The organism is Metamycoplasma gateae (assembly GCF_036352135.1).
Lineage (GTDB): Bacteria > Bacillota_I > Bacilli_A > Mycoplasmatales > Metamycoplasmataceae > Metamycoplasma > Metamycoplasma gateae.
Window position 1 is genome coordinate 601,021 of the sequence record NZ_CP143578.1, and the last position, 19,617, is coordinate 620,637.

General features: G+C 25.5%; 17 protein-coding genes. 9 read left to right on the forward strand and 8 right to left on the reverse strand.

The features are described 5' to 3' along the window. Positions 1-16 precede the first annotated feature (16 nt). The 4 genes from V2E26_RS02760 to V2E26_RS02775 all read right to left on the reverse strand — a co-directional run bounded on the left by V2E26_RS02760 (position 17) and on the right by V2E26_RS02775 (position 5,114). Positions 17-1,603 (reverse strand): hypothetical protein, encoded by a 1,587-nt coding sequence (locus V2E26_RS02760; protein ID WP_330463353.1) that lies wholly within the window; start codon positions 1,601-1,603, stop codon positions 17-19. Positions 1,604-1,681: 78 nt separating this feature from the next. Continuing rightward, on the reverse strand, positions 1,682-2,569 hold the full coding sequence (gene era, locus V2E26_RS02765; protein WP_330463354.1) for a GTPase Era: 888 nt from the start codon (positions 2,567-2,569) through the stop codon (positions 1,682-1,684). A gap of 31 nt (positions 2,570-2,600) precedes the next feature. Beyond that, a complete protein-coding gene (gene ybeY, locus V2E26_RS02770) occupies positions 2,601-3,053 on the reverse strand; it encodes an rRNA maturation RNase YbeY (RefSeq protein ID WP_330463355.1) in 453 nt (150 codons plus the stop codon). Positions 3,054-3,092: 39 nt separating this feature from the next. Beyond that, a complete protein-coding gene (locus V2E26_RS02775; RefSeq protein WP_330463356.1) occupies positions 3,093-5,114 on the reverse strand; it encodes an Mbov_0121 family peptidase domain-containing ABC transporter in 2,022 nt (673 codons plus the stop codon). A 117-nt stretch (positions 5,115-5,231) separates the two neighbouring features. On the opposite strand from V2E26_RS02775, the gene V2E26_RS02780 reads away from it, so the two are divergent. The 4 genes from V2E26_RS02780 (at position 5,232) to V2E26_RS02795 (ending at position 8,252) form a co-directional block, all read left to right on the forward strand. Next, positions 5,232-5,912: a hypothetical protein gene (locus V2E26_RS02780; protein ID WP_330463357.1), complete on the forward strand. Its 681-nt coding sequence runs from the start codon at positions 5,232-5,234 to the stop codon at positions 5,910-5,912. Positions 5,913-5,917: 5 nt separating this feature from the next. Further along, entirely contained in the window at positions 5,918-7,315 is a 1,398-nt protein-coding gene (gltX, locus tag V2E26_RS02785) for a glutamate--tRNA ligase (RefSeq protein WP_330463358.1), read from the forward strand. Beyond that, positions 7,306-7,686, forward strand: a complete 381-nt coding sequence (locus tag V2E26_RS02790) for a hypothetical protein (protein WP_330463359.1) — start codon at positions 7,306-7,308, stop codon at positions 7,684-7,686. Before gltX ends, V2E26_RS02790 begins: the two co-directional genes overlap by 10 nt. An 80-nt stretch (positions 7,687-7,766) precedes the next feature. Then, a complete protein-coding gene (locus V2E26_RS02795) occupies positions 7,767-8,252 on the forward strand; it encodes a hypothetical protein (protein WP_330463360.1) in 486 nt (161 codons plus the stop codon). Between the two features lie 16 nt (positions 8,253-8,268). Here the strand turns inward: V2E26_RS02795 and V2E26_RS02800 are convergent, their stop codons facing one another. Genes V2E26_RS02800 through V2E26_RS02810 form a run of 3 tightly spaced genes read right to left on the reverse strand, consistent with a single transcriptional unit; the run spans position 8,269 to position 11,396 of the window. Continuing rightward, positions 8,269-9,027, reverse strand: coding sequence for a thymidylate synthase family protein (locus V2E26_RS02800; protein WP_330463361.1), 759 nt, complete (start codon positions 9,025-9,027; stop codon positions 8,269-8,271). Further along, entirely contained in the window at positions 9,020-10,816 is a 1,797-nt protein-coding gene (locus tag V2E26_RS02805) for an MAG3240 family lipoprotein (protein WP_330463362.1), read from the reverse strand. Before V2E26_RS02805 ends, V2E26_RS02800 begins: the two co-directional genes overlap by 8 nt. Position 10,817: 1 nt before the next feature. Continuing rightward, positions 10,818-11,396 (reverse strand): hypothetical protein, encoded by a 579-nt coding sequence (locus V2E26_RS02810; RefSeq protein ID WP_330463363.1) that lies wholly within the window; start codon positions 11,394-11,396, stop codon positions 10,818-10,820. Positions 11,397-11,650: 254 nt separating this feature from the next. Here V2E26_RS02810 and V2E26_RS02815 point away from each other — a divergent pair, with 254 nt between their 5' ends. The 5 genes from V2E26_RS02815 (at position 11,651) to lon (ending at position 18,474) form a co-directional block, all read left to right on the forward strand. Continuing rightward, the gene (locus tag V2E26_RS02815) at positions 11,651-13,231 is read left to right on the forward strand and encodes a M28 family metallopeptidase (RefSeq protein WP_330463364.1); all 1,581 of its coding nucleotides are present in this window, start codon (positions 11,651-11,653) and stop codon (positions 13,229-13,231) included. An 80-nt stretch (positions 13,232-13,311) separates the two neighbouring features. Beyond that, positions 13,312-14,010 carry a glycerol-3-phosphate 1-O-acyltransferase PlsY gene (gene plsY, locus V2E26_RS02820; RefSeq protein ID WP_330463365.1) on the forward strand — a complete coding sequence of 233 codons (699 nt, stop codon included), beginning with the start codon at positions 13,312-13,314 and terminating at the stop codon, positions 14,008-14,010. Positions 14,011-14,081: 71 nt separating this feature from the next. After that, the gene (gene hrcA / locus V2E26_RS02825) at positions 14,082-15,074 is read left to right on the forward strand and encodes a heat-inducible transcriptional repressor HrcA (RefSeq protein WP_330463366.1); all 993 of its coding nucleotides are present in this window, start codon (positions 14,082-14,084) and stop codon (positions 15,072-15,074) included. 1 nt (position 15,075) lies between these two features. Next, on the forward strand, positions 15,076-15,891 hold the full coding sequence (gene grpE / locus V2E26_RS02830; protein WP_330463367.1) for a nucleotide exchange factor GrpE: 816 nt from the start codon (positions 15,076-15,078) through the stop codon (positions 15,889-15,891). Positions 15,892-15,963: 72 nt separating this feature from the next. Further along, on the forward strand, positions 15,964-18,474 hold the full coding sequence (lon, locus tag V2E26_RS02835) for an endopeptidase La (protein ID WP_330463368.1): 2,511 nt from the start codon (positions 15,964-15,966) through the stop codon (positions 18,472-18,474). Between the two features lie 49 nt (positions 18,475-18,523). On the opposite strand, the gene gap is transcribed toward lon, so the two are convergent. Further along, positions 18,524-19,525, reverse strand: a complete 1,002-nt coding sequence (gene gap / locus V2E26_RS02840; RefSeq protein ID WP_330463369.1) for a type I glyceraldehyde-3-phosphate dehydrogenase — start codon at positions 19,523-19,525, stop codon at positions 18,524-18,526. Between the last annotated feature and the right edge of the window lie 92 nt (positions 19,526-19,617).

Sequence of the window (19,617 nt, forward strand, 5' to 3'; positions counted from 1 at the left end):
TGTTATCCTTTCGTAGTTATGATTTTGTTTTTTGATAGTAATAATCAATCATTTTAGTTCTAAGTTCTAAATCAAGTGGTTGATAAGCTCTAAATTCAACATTTTTAGCAGTATCTAAGTCAAATATAGAAAGAGCTTTATAATCAATTTTTTTCGACTTATTTAAGAAATATCAATCTTTTAAAAAATTCTTAATATTTTTATAACTTGGTGTGTAATTAATTGTGTCAAAATTGCTTATATTTGGCAAGCTAGGATTAGCAAAAGCCAATTTAAATTCTTCAAAACGTTTAACAAAGAAGTTTTTACTAATTTGATCAATATTTTTAGGTTTATCAAAATTATTTTCATTGAATAATTCAGTTAAATAATGATTATTTTCTCGATTTGGATTATTGTTCATTAATTCGTTATAAACATTTAAAATGTATTGTTTATGTAAGTCCTTGTAGTCTTTTGAAACATCGTTAAAAATATATTTATTCAGCCTTTCTAATAAAATATCAGAATCATAGTCGTCGGTATCACTAGATATTATTCAAGCATCAATATTTTTATACGTATATTTAGGTCTTACAAAAGATATATTATTATCTTCATCTAGTGTTGAAAAATTATCTCTACCGTAATAAGCATCTAATGCATCACCATTATACATTATTGCAATATCAGCCTTTCCGCTTATTGGTTCTATGATACCGGATACTAATTCTTGACCATCGGTTACAAGCTTATTTTTAAATACATTCTTTATAGAATCCCCTGTTGTTTTTTCAACAAATTCATTGAATGAATCAAAGTATAACCTGTAATTATTTTTATCAAACATTCGTCAAGAACCATTATTGTTTTTTTCATTTACAAAACCACTGTCATATCTATAAAACTGACCGATCATAGCGTTATCCAAAAATCAATTAGTTCAATAAAACTTTGGTTTTTTGTATTTTTTTGATAATTTAGATAATATATTTTCTCAACTATCTCCATCTTTTACATTAGAAAAATCACTATTTTTAACAACGTTATTTCTTGTTGTTTTATAAACTTCACTATTTTCTTCGTTATAAACAATCATTTTATCTAATGTGAAATAAGGTATTAAAAATTCATAAAAATTATCAATCCCTTCTTGTCCATCGATTTCAAAACCTATTGCCTTATTATTTTCATAGTAAATAAAGGGTATAAAATTATCGTTTTTATTATTTAAAATAGTTGTTTTATTTGTTGGATTAATTTTTTTTATCTCATCAATAATTCATTTGTCATAAAAATTAAATTGTTCTAATGTGTCGAGCGAATATAGAGATAAAATTACTTTATTTTTATTACTTTGATCATATTGGACGTTAAAAGCTTTTTGAAAATTAATTTTTTTAAGTTTTTTTTCCAAAATTAATTGAGCGATTTGATAATCCGAACTAACTCCGGCAACAGCCTTCTTATTTTTTATAGCTCTTGTAAATTCGTCTAAATTTGTAAATACATGATATGAATAATTTTGTTTAATTTTATTTACTATTTCTTTATTTAAATAAGATTCATAATTGTAAATACTTACCTTATATGGATTAGATAGTTTAAAAAATAAAATTACCAAAAAAATAAGAAAGATTCATGAAGTCAAAATAGTGAGGAGAATAAGTCTGATCCTATGTGTCATTCTTCTAAGCTTCATTTAGTATCCTGCCTTTTTAATTTTTTCCTCTTTATCTACTCAGTTATTATCTACTTTTACTTTTAGGAATAAATTAACAGAATGTTGAAAAACTTTAGACATCTTTTCTCTTGAAGCCATAGAAATAGATTTAATCTTTTTTCCACCTTGACCTATTACTATACCTTTTTGTGATTCGCTTTTTGTATAAATTGTTGCAAAGATGTTGTAAGGAACATTTTCATCTTCACTTTCTTTAAAATCATCTATTAAAACCGCTATTGAATGTGGAACTTCTTCGTAAAGATTTTTAATGGCAGATTCCCTTATAATTTCCTTAGCAATAAAACGAAGTGAAATATCACTTAGTTGATCATCTTCATATGGCTTTTCATCCTCATAGGAGTATTTTTTTATTTCATCAATTAAATCATTATATGTTTGTTTATAACCAACACCAACACCTAAAACCGTAGAAAACCCAAGCTCTTTCAATTCCATTGCTTTCTTGTTTAATTCTTCTTTATTTTTAGCTAGATCAACTTTAGTTATAACTGCAATTAAATTAGTTTCGGTTAAATCTTTGATTTTATTGATAATAAATTTATCTCCAGTACCCAATTTTTCATTGGCTGGTGTTAAGAATAAAACAACATCAACAGTTTGAATTGTGTTGTAGCTTTTCTCATTTAATTTTTCTGATAAAAGATATTCGGCTTTGTGGATACCAGGTGTATCAATGAAAATTATTTGACTTTCATCATCATTATATATACCTTTTATATTATCTCTTGTTGTTTGTGCAAGATTTGATACTATTGTTAGATCATAATCCAATACATTATTTAAAAGTGTGCTTTTACCAACATTTGGTCTTCCAATTAAACCAACATAACAAATTTTTTTCATCAATAAAAACCTTTCTATTATTAGCATTTATTTAACTTCTGGTTATATTTAATTTTTTCATAACATTATCAACGTGTGAGTTCATTATTTCTGCTTCTTTCTTTGTTTGGTGATCAAAACCAAAAAGATGAGCAATACCATGACAAAAAATGTAGCAAATTTCTCTTCTAAAGCTATGATTAAATTCTTTAGATTGTTTCTTTATTTTTCATGGTGAGATTATAATTTGTCCAAGTTCTAAATTATCCAAAAAATTTAATTCAAATTCAGCTTTAAGCGGGAAACTTAAAATGTCTGTAGTATAGTTTTTGTTTCTGTATTTTTTATTTAATTTCTTCATCTTAAATTTATTCACAAAAAGAACATCGACAGAAATGTATTTTTTACTATTAAATTCCTTTCTTGATTCTTCTAAAATATTTAAAAAATCTTCTTTAAATTTAAAACGTCAAAAGCTATTGTTTTTAATGGTTAATTTATTCATAAAAATAATTATAAATTAACTGCAAAAAAATTAAAAAATTTATACAGCTTTTTCAATGTTAAAAACATCTGCATTTTTTATTAAAAATCTTGAAGAATATGAGGTTTCAATAAAAATAGATTTTTCTTGCTTTTCTAGTATTAATTTTTTAATTAATTTAAATGTAGGTTTTGATAAAAATTCAAACGCCTCATCTAATAAAATTAACTGATATTTTTTAACTATTAAAGGCAATAATTTTAATATTTGTTGTTGTCCAGCAGAAAAACTGTTTTTATTTAATGCTATATTTGAGAATAAATCTAAATTTAAGAGCTTTAATAGATATATAAAATTATTATTATGTAGTAATTTATTTCTTTCATTTTCGCCAACGTCAAAAAATAAAAATGTATATAAATCACAACTAGGTACCTCAAAATTTTTATCAGTAAAATATATGTTGTTATTTAATCAATTATCATCAATGTTTTTTAAACTAAAATTGTTAAAAAATATGCTGTCTGCTTCATCTTTTATTTTTCTAGATAATAGCTTTAAAAATGTAGTTTTTCCACAGCCATTATCACCTATAATTTTCAAGCTATTTTCTATTGTTAAATTTAGGTTTGAGAATATTAATTTATTAGAATAACTAAAGGTTAAATTATTTACTAGAATTTTATTAAGTTCCAAGCTATAAATATAAATTTCATTCTTATCATTTTTATTAGGAACATTTAATATAAAATTCAACTTTTCTAAGGTAACTTTATTGATCTTTTTTTCAATCAAAACTTGTTGCAAAATATTGGTAGGTTCATTTATCATATTTTGTATTTGAAGGATAAAAATTATTTGAGAAATATCCGTTTCTTTTAAATTTATGAATATTAGAAAAATAATAAAATTTGTTAATATATTTAACAGATTAAATAAACAAGATTTATATATAATGGTTTTTGATAATTTTTGATCATTTAGTTGATTTTGTTGCAATAAATTTAAAAAATTATCTGAGTAATAACTATTTCAAAATGTAATTTCATAATTATTAATATTTTTTGCTAAAAAAGTTAAATCATTAATTTCATTCAAATTGTTTTGTATTGATTTTCTTGACATTTGATAGATCTTATAATTTAAAAAAATTCCAATTAATATCTTTATCAAATTTATAGTGATAATTAAAGCTATGTATTCAAATTTTGTATAAAAAAATAATGGGATGATCAAAGAAAATGAAAGAATAATTGTTGGTCAAAAAGAAATTGTATTTGTTAAATAAACAGCAATGTTATTTATTGATAAATATCTCATTAAAATATCATTTTTTGTAATTTTATCTAATTGTTTAATTTCTGCATTCTTAAGTCTGTTAATAAAACGACTTTTTATGTTTTTGATTACAAAAGATTTTGAAATTAATATCATTAAATTATTAAAAAAGTTTAGCAATAAAATCAATAATGATATTCAGAGTAAAAAGATCACTTGTTTTAATGAATTTAACTGATTTTGTTGTTGAATATAAACAAAGACATTTTTATTGATAAAAGATAAAAAGTAATTAAATAGAACTGACAAACTGTTCAAAAGTACGATTATAAAGATAATCTTTTTTGTTAAATTCATTGAGACATTTTTATTTTTCAAATGTGTCCCTACGTCCTTGTTTTCTATTTTTGATGCAAAAATAACAATATTTGAAAAAAGTTTTTCGAATGTTTCAATACTTATTTTTCTTTTTCCATTTACAGGATCCAAAATCTCAACTATATTTTTCTTTATTTTGTAAATAATTATGTAATGTAAAAATCCATCAATTTTGATTAATGATATGCAAGGTAAAGTAATATTAGAGGTTGTTAGTTCTTGAAATTGAACCTCATAAGGCTCTAAATTAATGTTTATTTGCTTGCTAATTCTTACTAAATTTGAGATTGATATACCATCTTTACTATAGTCAGCTAAATATTTCAATTGATTAATATTTATTGATTTCTTTCAAAAAAAGTTATAAAACGATTGTAAAACATATAATCCGCAATCTTTAATGTCGTCTTGCATTTGTATCTTCATGTAATAAATTTTGAAGCTGAATTGTTGTTTCAAATATAACTAGCGAAAAATTTAAGAAAATAAGTTTGTGGTTTAAAATAGTCCTAATTATTTAATTTTTGTATAAAATTAATAATTATGAAAAATACCAATAAAAGAAAATCATTATTCTTTCTATCATCCTTATCGGTTGCTGCTTCAATAGTTGCACCAACATTAATTTCGTCGTCGTGTTCTCATGATTTACCTGAAATTTCTGTTTCAGCAGATTCAAATAAAACTTTTATTAATGAAGAAGGACAATTAATTATTAGAGGCAGTGCAAATTCTTTTTACGAATTAAACTCACAATCAATATTCAACCCTATAAGTATTCATGACAAGAAATATAAGTTATTCAAAGAAGATGGCGTTACTCTAAATAACCAACACGAAAAAGATCACGTTTATAAAATTAAACCTAATTTTGATTTTTTAAGTTTCAAAAACCTAACAGGTCCGCATGACTATCGTTTGTTTTCATTTAAATACGATGAATTAGTAGCTAACGTTCCGGGCGTGGCTACACGTAAAAAATATTATGAACATAGAAATAATCCAAAAGCTATATTTATAATGTTGTATTGAATAACTAAAACATCTGAGGCTGCACCTAACTTTGAAAGTGATATTATTTCTCCTTCAAGAGCTCGTTTTCCACAATCAAGATCAACGATCGAAGAAGCCCCATGACCATTTGTTAGAAATATATCAAATGAATTAAAAGGATTTTGAAAAGATGTTACTGAACCTATTGTATTGATCTTTGAAGAGGAGTAATTTAAATGAAAAATATTAGAACAAGATATGCACCAAGTCCGACAGGATTTTTACATATAGGTGGAGCAAGAACAGCATTATTTAACTATTTATTTGCTAAACATTTTGGTGGTACTTTTATTTTTAGATTAGAAGATACAGACGTTGCAAGAAATGTTATGGGTGGCGAAGAAAGTCAATTAAATAATCTGGCCTGATTAGGCATTATTCCTGATGAAAGCCCACTTAAACCAAATAAAAAATATGGTAATTATCGTCAATCTGAAAAACTTGAAATATATCAAGAATTTGCTCAAAAATTAATTAACAAGGGTTTTGCCTACAAAGCATATGATAATTCTGAAGAATTAGAATTGCAACACAAACAACAAGAGGTAAATGGTGTTGCATCGTTTAGATATGACCCAAATTGATTACAAATATCTAATGAAGAAAAACAAAGAAGAGATGCTAATAAAGAATATTCAATAAGACTTAAATTAAAGAAAAACACAGTATATGGTTGAGAAGATTTAGTTAGAGGTTGAATCGAAGTTAATAGTGATGATATAGGCGATTTTGTAATTATAAAAAGTGATGGATATCCGACATATAATTTTGCCGTTGTTGTTGATGACCATCAAATGGAAATTTCTCATGTTTTAAGAGGCGAAGAACACATTACAAATACCCCAAAACAACTTGCAATTTATGAATCACTAAATTGAACGCCCCCTGTATTTGGACATTTAACAATAATTACAAATATGGAAGGTAAAAAACTTTCTAAAAGAGATAAAACCTTGAAACAATTTATCGAAGATTATAAAAATGATGGGTATCATCCTCACGCAATATTTAACTTTTTATCTTTACTAGGTTGAACATCAAAAGATAGCCAAGAAATCATGTCTCATGAAGAACTTATTGAAAAATTTGATCCAGAAAGACTATCAAAATCACCATCAAAATTTGATATTGTAAAGATGGATTGATTTTCAAAACAATATATTAAAAAGTTAGATAATGAAGTAATAATTAAAAAAATTAACTCACCTTTTAATACAGAATGAAACAATTTGTTTGTTGAAACATACAAACAATCAGCTTCAACAATTTCAGAAATAAAGAACAATTTGAACATATATATAAATCCTAAAACTAGCCATAATTTTGAAATAACAGAAATAGCAAAAAATGTTATTCAAATATTTTCAAAAGAACTAACAATGTCTGAATTTACGATTGAAAATATTCAAAAAAGTATTGAAAATACAAAGCAGGAATTAAACATTAAAGGTAAGGATTTATTTATGCCTATAAGAATAGCTACAACATTTGAAGAGCATGGCCCAGAACTTGCAAAAGCTATATTCTTATTCGGAAAAGAAATTGTTTTAGAAAGATTAAAAAAATGAAACTAAAATATGTTTTAACATCAGAACTAAACGGCCAGAAAGATGACGTTGTCCAAACTGATTTTGTAGATTTTTTTGAAGATAATTCTACAGAGTTTACACACATTGAATTTACTGACGAAAAAGTTATGAACTGTGTACTTGATGTAAAAAACGACGAAGTTAAAATATCATATGCAGCTCAAAAAATGCATATGAGAAAGAATGAATTTATTAATAATAAGTTAATGATTTCAGAAACAGATTTTATTCCTATTGATGTTTATTTAATTGATGTTAAGATTTCAATGGAAGAAATATCTTTTACCTATGATTTATTACAAAATAAAAAAATAATTATCAGAAACACAGCTAAACTTATTTTTAGCAATAACTAATATGATTAAAATTGGCACTATAGCCAATTTTAAATTATTAAATTTTAAAAGTGTTTTATTAAATAATTTAAAATATAATTATGAAATTAAAATCAAAACTTTTATATTCTTCTTTAATTATTCCTGTTATTTCATCGCCTATATTTATAGCATGTAAATACGGAGACGAAAAAAAGGATGAAACACCCAAATTATTAAATGACTCACAATTATCAACAATTCATAATCAATTTAGTTTTAAACTTTCTGAAGAAGGCAGAAAAAAATACCTAGAAGAAGGTGAGATTTCATTATCTTTTTTTATTGAAGAAATTGAAAAATTAAATTCAAAATACAATAATAATCACTATGATGATGGCGATAAAATTGCAAATGATCCAGAATTTAAGAAATATTTTTCGCTTTATAAACCCGACATAACAAAGGTTAGTAAATCACATCGAATAGACATACGTTTTAAAGGTGATGAAACAACAAAACAAGTAATATTATTTTACGATGTAATTTGCTTTGATTTGGCTGTTAATGAAAGATTAAACGTTAGAGTTCCAATTGAACTGGATTAAAAAATGAGACCTTGTTTTATAGGTACTCGTTTTTATTATTATTTTTCAAGGTTTCAACAATTTCTTTAATATTATCATCTAAATTTATTCTGTTGACATTATCATAAATAAAACCTTTAACTTTTTGATATTCCTTTTCAAAAAGATCTAACTTTTTATCCGACAAAGCTGCTTTTATTTCTTTTAATTTATTTTTTAGTAAGTTTATTAAATTTTTAAGTGGAACACGTTTTAGTTTATTAGTATCTATGACGGAATTATTATGAATATATTGATTATATTCCTGTTTTATTTTAGACTTAAATTCATCAATAGACAAGTTTTTATATTTTTTGCTTTCAAAATCAAATTGTTCGAGATAAAAATTTAGATTCGAAAGAGCATCTAATGTTGCCTTAAAAATATCATTGAATTCAAAAAGAAGTTTTGAAAAGTCTGTTAAATTATTTGCTTCCTTATTAAATCAATGTGAATTGTAATAATTTTGTAATTCCTCTTTATTTGTTTCTAAGCTTTGCTCTTCAATTAATTCATTTAGAGCAGTTCTAACAACATTATAATTTTGGTAAAAAGGATAATATTCAAAATTGAATTTTCTTAAAAGTGCTTTTAATTCTAAAGCTTCCTTTGTTATTAACTTATTAAAGTACTCTTTTTTCAAATTTAAGTTGTAATCGGTTTTTGATGTTTCTTTAGACGTTTTTTGTTGACAAGATATAGGTAATATAGAAAGAGCAGAAACACAAAGGAGTGCAAATAATTTTAATTTATTCATTAATCACCTCCTTTGAGATGATTTCAATATCTGAATTAGAAGTATTAAATAAATTATTTACACTTATTTTAAGTTGGAAAAAAGGTTTTTCATTTTCATTTTTAAATTTGAAATCATCTGCAGATAAAAATTTATAAAAACCAAAAGTTAAATCAATTTTTTCATTATTTTTTTCAGTATTTAATAGTTCAATTTTTTTGATCCCACTATTTAAATTAGATTCATTTGTTTCTATTGCATAAGCTAAAATATAGTTATTTAAATATGATGTAAAGAGTTTTATTAAATTTGAATGTTGATCTTGACTTAAATTATTAATGTGGGTTTTTGATTTATCTAATGCTTTTTGAATTAGCTTTGTAAATAATTCATCATTTGAAATTTCTTCAATTTTTAAACCTTCAAAAGAAACGGGATTATCTTTTTTATAAATTGCGTAGTCTATACTTTTTAATTGATCAACAGGTAAAAATTTTATAGCAATAGCCTTTAGTAAATGACCGTGATCATCAAAATTTGAACTCAATCAAACAAAGTCTTTGGTTTTACCATTCATTTTATGAACTCTTACTATTAATTTTATAATTTGGCTGGTCTTATAATAATTGCTAAATTGTACGTCTATTATTTCATATTTTTTATCGATATTTTTATATATTTTCGGAATCTCCACAATCAAACTATCTTTAAAATTTGATAGTAAATGAACCAGTCCTCTTGAATTTCAAAAATCTATGCTGTTATATCCTTTTATAAAGGAATTTATATCTTTTCCTAGATTTAAATTATCATCTTGCTTGATAGTTAAATATGGATTTTTTACATAATCATTGAATAATGGCAAACTTTCTTTCAATCCCTCATGTCCAACGCCAAATTTTTGTTCACTCGCATAATTCCTAAACCCGTTTATATAAAAAGTTTTTTCCTTAATTTCATTATTTATTATATCTTCGTCATTGAAATTAATAATTTTCTTTATTTTAAATCCAATCAAACTAGATGCAGAGTTGTTACCGTTAATAATGGTTGATTTAGACCAATCGACAACAATTTTTTTAATTTTTAGATCAAATTTGTTTAAATATAAAACCAAAAAGTTTAAAAAACTTTCTCTAAAAACTGAGCTTTCTTCAGATAATCACGAATTAGCTTGAATATATTCATTGTTAAAAATATTTCTAGCTATGAATGGTTCGTTTTGGTTATTCATAAGATTATTTAAATTCATTAATCCGGTGTTTGTTTTAATATCATTTACCAATCTAAAAATTATTGTTTGAAAATCAAAAAAGTAAGGATCTAAAACCCTATAATAATCGGCTTCTTTATTTAAATTTGCTAAGTAATAAAATCAATTATTTGTAAAACCACCGTTTGTTTTGACGTCTTCAATGTTATATTGTGTAAAGAAATTATTTAGAATATTAGATTCAGAAGCATCAACTCTTTCTATCTTGTAATTGTTGTAAATAGTTTTAATTTGTTGTCATGATTTTTTTAATTTAAAATCAGGTTTATATTTAATGTTTGAATTAAATACTAATTCACTATTATCGGTTATATTAACAATTTTCCCCATTTCTTTTGTTTTATCATTTTTTAGAAAAAATATAGGTTCAAAATTATGTAGTGAAGCAAGTTGGGTGATATTTAATTTCTTTAGAAACTCTTTCTTGACCTTTGTTTCATCAATATCAATATCAGATTTGTTAGAACAAGAAATAGAAATTATTGGAAGTGTTATGCTTCCAATAATAGGCAAAAAGCAAAAATTTTTAATTTTCATATTATTTAGTTGGTAAAGTTAGATAAACAGTACCATCCCCCTCGGTTTGTTTACCATCTAAACACTTAATTTTAAAATAGTAATAAATGTTTCTTGTTTCACTATCGTACCCAAAATAACAATGAACTTCATGATTACCTGCAAAATACTCTAAATTAGGAATATAAATATTAAGATATTTAACTAATTCTTCATTTTTTAAATCTTCAGGAAAGAAATGATAACGATCATTTAGTCCTTTGTGTTCTGATAATCAAACAGTTATTTTTTCTCAAAGATCGCTAATGTATCTATCTTTAGAAATATCGTCTTCTTGTTCTAAAAATTCTCTTAATCCAACCTCATTAAAAGACAGTTTAGCGTTTTTTATAACTTCTTCAACTTTTTGAACTAGTCTTTCACCAATTAGGGCATTATCACGGTCTACAGAAATATCTCTTTCACTTTGTTTTTTTTCTAAGGTTTCTATCTCATTTTCTTTTGATTGACAACTGCTACTTATTAGAGCAATACCTAAGGTAGAAGAACTCACAAATAAAAGAGAACTAATAAACAGATTTTTTTTATTTTTTAGCTTCATAAATCTTTACCTCGCTATATTTATATTATAAATATTTTTCTTATATTATGCAAATATAAAAATATATCTATGTACAAAAAATTATAATTTTTAATATTTTTATTAAATGAAAAATAAATATTCACTCTAATTTTGTAGTTTGAATTGCAAAAATAATGCTTTTTTAATCTAAATTTTAATTGATAAACATAAAAATATTTATATAATTTTTATATATATTCACATTTATATTTTAGAAAAGGAAAAAAATTTTTATGAATTCAAAAACAAAAAAATCTTTAGTAATTAGTGGTATTGCAGGTGGTTTAATTGCAGCTCCAATAGTTCTAACATTAATTCCGTATGGAATTCAAAAAGCATTGACTAAAAATGATATAAAAATCAATGAAGAAACAATGCGTGAAACATTTACAAACTTATTAAATACTACACATGGCAGAAAAGCTGGAGACTTGAATAACTTTAAAAAAGAAGTGCTTAACTATGATGAAACAAGAAACATTTCAAGAGGTTTTAAATTAGAAGGCGATCAAAAAGTAACAACATCATTTATTGAGCAACATTTATTATACAAATTAAATGATGAAGCAAATCCATTAAATCCAGAACACTCAAACTATGGTAGCTATCTAGCTTATCAATATTTAAAACAACAAATTATGGACATGGGTTATGAATACCGTACAAACGGTGAAATAACATATCCAGATTATCCACAAAGTCCAAGCAATGCAAAAGTTACAATTTATACCGAAGAAAAAGACGCAGCAACAGTTACTGCAATGAAAGAGAATTTAAAACTTGATGGTTTCTTTACTCAAGGTTTCTTATTCTCAACACGTAATTCATTCAACAATGTCGGAAATAACTTAGTTGTGACAATTAATCCAAGTGAAAAAGTTACAAAAGACAATACAGTTAATGTTAAAGACTTCTACATTGTTTCTCATTATGATTCGGCAAACAATGTTGGACCTAATGGAACATCATGAGGTGCGACAGACAATGCATCAGGAGTATCTGTAAACTTAGCATTACTAAAACATTTCTCAGATATTAAAAACAGAGATAACCTAGGAGTTAGATTACACTTAATTTTTGTAGATGCTGAAGAAGTTGGAAAATTAGGTTCAATCGCTTTTGTTAACCAATTTTTAGCCGGAGAAGAAAATGAATTATTAAGCAATTCATTAGGTATGATAAATATGGATACAGTTGCTGGTGGAGACCATATGTACATTCACTCACCAGATACAAATACTCAAGGTAAGCCATACAATACATCACCATTGTTAAGAAACTTTATTAACAACATTTCAAAAGAAAGAGCAGAAGAACTTAAAGATGCTGATCAAGAATTAAAAATTCACCCACAATTTGTTGAAGATGAATACAAAGCTGGGGAAACTGGTGATTGATCAGACCATGCTCCATTCTATCAAATTGCTAAACTTCCAGTTGCATATGTTGAATCAACAAACTTTGGTGTTAAATCAAAATATAACGTATATGATGGTTATTCTCAAACCATTAACCCTAAGGCTTGAGTACTAAAAGACGGTACAACAATTGAATCATTAAAAGAAAGAAAATTGGAAAACGGTGAAGTTGTTTATGACTGACCAGACGGAATGAAAAAAGAAGACTTTGCTATCATGGGTGATATATGACATAGTGACCTTGACACATTAGCATGAATTAATGAAAACGTAGGTCCAAGATTCTATAAACAACTTAACACAGTATTCCATACACTAAAAACATTCTTAGAAAAACTTCATACAATTAATGAAGATAATACTATTTCATACCCAGAATTTAACCAAAATCAATAAAAATTACAATTCTTAAAAACGCCATATAAAATTACGGCGTTTTTTTGTTCTTCTTAATTTATTGATGTATTAAAAAAATAATGTATTATATTTTTATGTCTAGATGAGAATATATATGAATTAATATTATTTTATTATTAATTGGTTACCTAATTGGGTCAATTAATATTTCAATAATAATTTCAAAAAGAAAGAATAAAGACATTAGAAAATTAGGTTCAAATAATGCTGGAGCAACAAACGCTTTAAGAGTGTTTGGATTAAAATTTGGTGCCTTAGTTTTTTCATTTGACTTATTAAAATCATTTATTCCAATTCTAATTTCTTACCTATTTAAAAAATTGCTTAATAACGATTTTATAATACCTTTATCTGCTGGACTAGGAGCTTTGATAGGGCATATATTACCTTGCTATTTTAAATTTAAAGGAGGAAAAGGCGTAGCTTGCTTCTTTGGTTTAATATTAGCATTTGATTTAATTTCATTTTTATTAATGGTATTTATTTATTTAATTTTTGTTATTGCAATTAGATATATTTCTATATCATCAGTATTAATAGCAATTATTTTTGCATTTATTTCATTTATACCTAATTATTATGGAGTTTGGTTATTAGCTTTTATTAACTTTAATATCCCTAAATGATCACATAGTTATATATTAGTATTTTCATCAATTTTAATATTATTAAAACATATACCTAATTACATAAGATTATCAAATAAGCTTGAAAATAAGATATCTTTTGCTTCGAAGAATCAAAAAATTAGCAATTAAAATACTAAAGTGCTAAAATAGTGCTAAAATATTATATTATTAATTGAAGACGGAGATATTTTAGCTGAACCATGGAATTAAAAAACCGCCATATAGAAATTTTTAAAATGATTGTCGAAACTTTTTTTGAAACAGGAGAACCTGTCGGGTCAAAAAAATTAGTTGAATCAAGACAATTAAATTTTTCATCTGCAACCATTAGGAATATAATGTCAGATTTAGAAAAAATTGGATATTTAGAAAAACCGCATGTATCAGGCGGGAGAATTCCATCAACATTAGGATTAGAATACTATACAAAAAACATTGCTTATAACCCAAAGAAGTTTTTTAATAGAAATTTAAATGATATTTTAATTAAAAAAAGGTTGAATGTAGATGCAACGTTAGATGAAGCTGCAAATTTAATTAGTAAAATGGCCCACTTTACAGTTGTTGCAACATCAAATAATAAAGATGAAAAATTGAAAAGCATTCAACTTACACCATTAGATTCAACATCTGCAGTAATAGTTATTGTTACAAGCAGTGGTAATGTTCAAAATAAATTATTTGACTTTGATGAAGGAATAGCATTAAACGATTTAAGAATAGCAGTTAGACTTTTTAAAGAACGTTTAATTGATACGCCCTTAATTGAATTAGCAAATAAGGCTACTGCACTTTTACCTTTGTTTAAAGAAAGAATTGGAAACTATGAAAGAGTATTAGAAAAATTCATTAAAACAATTTTTGTTTTTGAGGAAAAAATTCAAAATAAAACTTATAACAAGAATGCAATGATTTTATCTAAAAATATCTCAAGGGAGGAACTTGTTTCATTATTAGAGTTAATTGAAAAGCATTCAGTTTGATCTACTATTGAAAACAATCTTGATGAAGATAATAAAATCAAGCTTGATTTTTCAAGAGATAACTTAAATATAATAAGTAAAAAAATAGATTTTGATAATGATAAAAACATAAAAGAAATATCGATAATGGGGCCTAAAAACATAGACATCGAAGAAACATTAGAAGCATTAGATGTTTTATCTAAATTAATTCAAAAAGGAGATAAATAAAATGTGAAAATTTAATAAATATGACAAAGTTCAATTTGAATTAGTTGAAAATGATAATCAAGCAAAAAAGAAAAAATATTCATACATTTGAGATTTTAATACAGTTGATAAATCAATTACTGATATTTTAAAAAATGGCAAAAATGTTTCAGATAATGAAATAATTTGAAAAAACAAGAAGACGATCTTAAAATTAAAATTAATTTCAGTTAAAAAAATTGATGGTACAACAAGAGAATTAATAGAAGAAAATGTAGATCTTAAAAGAAAAATTAACGATTTTGAAGAAACTCTTAAAAAAAGTGAAATCAAAAATTTAAGTTTAAAAGAGGAGATTGAAAACTTAGATACAAGACTATTAATCGAGACAAATAAATTCAAGGAAGAAGTAATTGAAATACAAAAAAAAGCACAATCAGCAATCAATGAACATAAACAAAAATCAATTGAACACCAAGAAGTACAAATAAAAGAAGCTAAAATGTATGCCCTACAATCTTTTTTAGAAGATTTAATTCAACCATTAAATAATTTTGAGAAAGCCATATTATCTGCTGAAAAAATAGATAATGATGTATTGAAGAATTTTATAATTGGTTTCAATATGTTGTACAAACAAGTTGAAAATGTTTTAATTGATTTTGGTCTTCAAAAAATAATTCCAAAATCAGGAGAAAAGTTTGATCCAAACATACATCAAGTTTATGAAATTGTAGCTTCAGATTTAGAAAAAGACACTATATTGGAAGTTAAAAATATTGGGTACAAGCTACATGACAGAACAATTAAGCCAGCATTAGTAATTGTTTCTAAATAATTCTTAGTGTTTTCGCTATTTTAAACAATTAAAATTAACAAGAATTATAATAAAAAAACGAAAAGAGGAATAATGAAATTACCATTTATACCAGTTAAAAAGCAAGTTTTACTTCCATATAGTCTTGATGAAATTAGGGTGGGTAAACCTAATTCAGTTTTGGCTATGCAGGAAGCGCTTTCAAATGACGGTCGTGTAATAATTACTTTTATAAAAGAACAGTTTATTAGTCAGCCATCAATCGAAAATGCAGACATGATTGAACAATATGGTGTTGTTGCTAAGATAATTAATACTTCAGTAAATGAAGGTATTTATAAATTAAATTTAGAATGTTTAGAACCAGTTAAAATAGAATCAATATCTACCGTAAAAAACAACAAACCGATGATTATTGCGTCATATGAAATATTACCATTTTATAATTTCACACAACAAATTAAAAACACTGAAATTGACGATTTATTATCATATTTAAATCAATTGAGTTCATGACTTGAGAAGATGAATCAACAATCAAAAAATGGAATTAAATCTTATTCAAATCCAGCTACAACAAAAGCTATTCAAACATATGAAAATGATTTTAGAGACTTATTAATTTCATTAAATAAAAAAAGTTTGCCTAACTATATTGACCTAAATAAATTAATTTGAAAAACTTTGGCCCCATTAAAACAAGTCTTAAATAAAGAAGAAATTTTAAACTTATTACCACTTGATAATGAAAATTTAGTAAAAGAATTAGTAAATAGATTACTTTGAAATTTAGAAGAAAAAAACTTAGAAATTGAGCTTACACAAAAAATGAATAAAGAAATGGAAAGTTCACAAAGAGACTTTGTTTTACGTGAAAAAATGAAACAATTAAGACAAATGTTAAATGAGGAATCAGATAATAACGCTGAGAAACTTGAAAAAGATCCTGAGGGAAGTAAAAGATATCCAAAATACGTTTTAGAGGCATTAAAAACAGAACAAGCAAGATTAGCAAGCATGATGGCTTCAAGTCCAGAAGCAAATATATCAAAAACATTTATAGATTTAATTCTTGCTTTACCATGAAGAAAAGTAAGCAAGGAATTAATTGATATTAATCACGTTAGATCTGTTTTGGATAAACATCACTTTGGATTAGAAAAACCCAAGAAAAGAATTTTAGAATTTATTTCAGTTTTAACTCATACAAAAAGTAAAAATGCAAATGATGAATATTTAACAATAAAAGGTGATACAGAACATTTTATTGACAATAATTTATTTGTTCATAAAACCGGTGATACTCTAAACAACCCAGTCAATAATATTCCTATTTTGACATTAATTGGCCCTCCTGGAACTGGTAAAACAACCTTAGCAAAATCTATAGCCGAAGCTTTAAAAAGAAAATTTATTAAGGTTTCATTAGGTGGCGTTAAGGATGAGAGCGAAATTAGAGGTCATAGAAAGACTTATGTTGGAGCAATGCCTGGAAAAATAATTTCTGCAATTAAAAAGGCAGGAGTTTCAAACCCAGTTATTCTTCTTGATGAAATTGATAAGATGTCATCTGATTTCAGAGGAGATCCAACAAGTGCTATGTTAGAAGTTTTAGACCCAGAACAAAATGCTAACTTTCAGGATCATTATTTAGATTTAGAATATGATTTATCAAAAGTTTTATTTATTGCAACAGCAAACTATTATGAATCAATTCCAGCTGCATTAATTGATCGTGTTGAACTATTGGAATTATCAACATATACAACAATTGAAAAAATGGAAATTGCAAAAAGCCATTTAATGCCTAAGGTTTTATCTCAAAACGCTTTATTACCTTCACAAATTCAAATAAATGATGAAGTTTTAGAATTTATTATTCGTTCATACACAAGAGAAAGTGGTGTTCGTGAATTAAAAAGAATATTAGATAGTATAGCAAGAAAAATAGTTGTAAAAATATTAGATAAAGAAATTAATGACGAATTTGTAGTAACAAAAGAAGTAGTAGTTGATTTTTTAGGTCCAATTAAATTTGAAGATGACGAGAATGAAAACAAGGACCAAATTGGTGTGGTTAATGGCCTTGCATACACAAGCTTTGGTGGATCAACATTAGCAATAGAAGTAACAACATTTGATGGAAAAGAAGGATTAAAATTAACTGGTCATCTTAAAGATGTTATGAAAGAATCCGCGCAGATTGCCTTGGCTTATGTTAGATCAAATGCTAAAAAATTTGGTATTGATTTTGACTTTGAAAATAAATCAATTCATATTCACGTTCCAGCAGGAGCTATTCCAAAAGACGGCCCATCAGCCGGAGTAACATTTACAACCTCAATTATTAGTGCGTTATCTAAAAAACCAGTACCAGCTAATATAGGTATGACAGGAGAAATCACATTAAGAGGTAAAGTGCTTCCAATAGGTGGATTGAAAGAAAAATCTTTAGCTGCTTCTCAATTTGGAATTAAAAGAATTTTTATTCCATATGATAATAAAAAGAACTTAATCGATGTTCCTGAAGAAGTAAAAAAAGAAGTAGAATTTATACCTGTGAAATACTACGAAGAAATTTTTGAAGAGATATTCAACAAATAAATAATAAAAACACACAAAAGCATTTGCAATGTGTGTTTTTTTGTCCTCATTATTTTAATTTTGATAGGTGTTTTAATGTTCTTATGTATTGGTTAACAAAAGATGATTCGTTATCATATCATGTATAAACTTTGTAAAGTTTTTTACCATCAACTTCTAAAACTTGAGTTAATTGTGCATCAAAGATAGAGCCTGCTGTTGCGCCTATAATATCACTTGAAACAATAGGGTCTTCTGTATACATAAATGAATCTGAGGCAGCTTTTTTCATCGCATCATTAATTTGTTCAACTGTTGCATCCTTTTTTAGTTCAACTGTTAGGTCAACTATTGAACCGGTAATTGTTGGAACTCTTAAAGCAATACCATTCATTTTACCTTTTAAGCTTGGAATAACTTTTCCAATTGATTTAGCTGCACCGGTTGTAGTAGGTATCATATTGGATGCCGCAGCTCTTGCTCTTCTTAAGTCACTGTGTGGTGCATCTTGTAATCTTTGATCAGCAGTAAATGAGTGAACTGTAGTCATAAAACCTTTTTCTACACCAAATTCATTTTCTAAAACATTTAATACTGGTGCTAAACAGTTTGTTGTACATGAAGCACCTGAAACGATAATGTCGTCTTTTGTTAAAATGTTTTCATTAACTGAATATACAATTGTTTTAACTTCAGCACTCTTTGAAGGTGCAGTAATTAATACTTTTTTAGCTCCTGCATTAATATGTAATTGAGCAGCTTCAGTTGTTAAAAATCTTCCTGTGCCTTCAACAACTATATCAACATTTAAATCTTTTCAAGGTAATTGTGATGGGTCTTTTTCGCCAAAAATAGGGTATTCTTTTCCATTAATAATGATTGAGTTGTCTGTACTTTTTACGTCATAATTAAATGTTCCATGAGCTGTGTCATATTTCAATAAATGAGCAAGTGTTTTAGCATCAGTTAAGTCATTAATTCCAACAACTTCTAGTTCTTCATCGTTTCAAATTTGTCTAAAAATTAAACGTCCAATTCTACCAAATCCGTTTATTGCTATTCTAGATTTCATGTTTCTCCTTTTATAAAAAATTAAATTAAAATAAACTTTTTAAATTACTAATATATAAATTATAAACGATTTTAAAATTATCTAATTTTTGC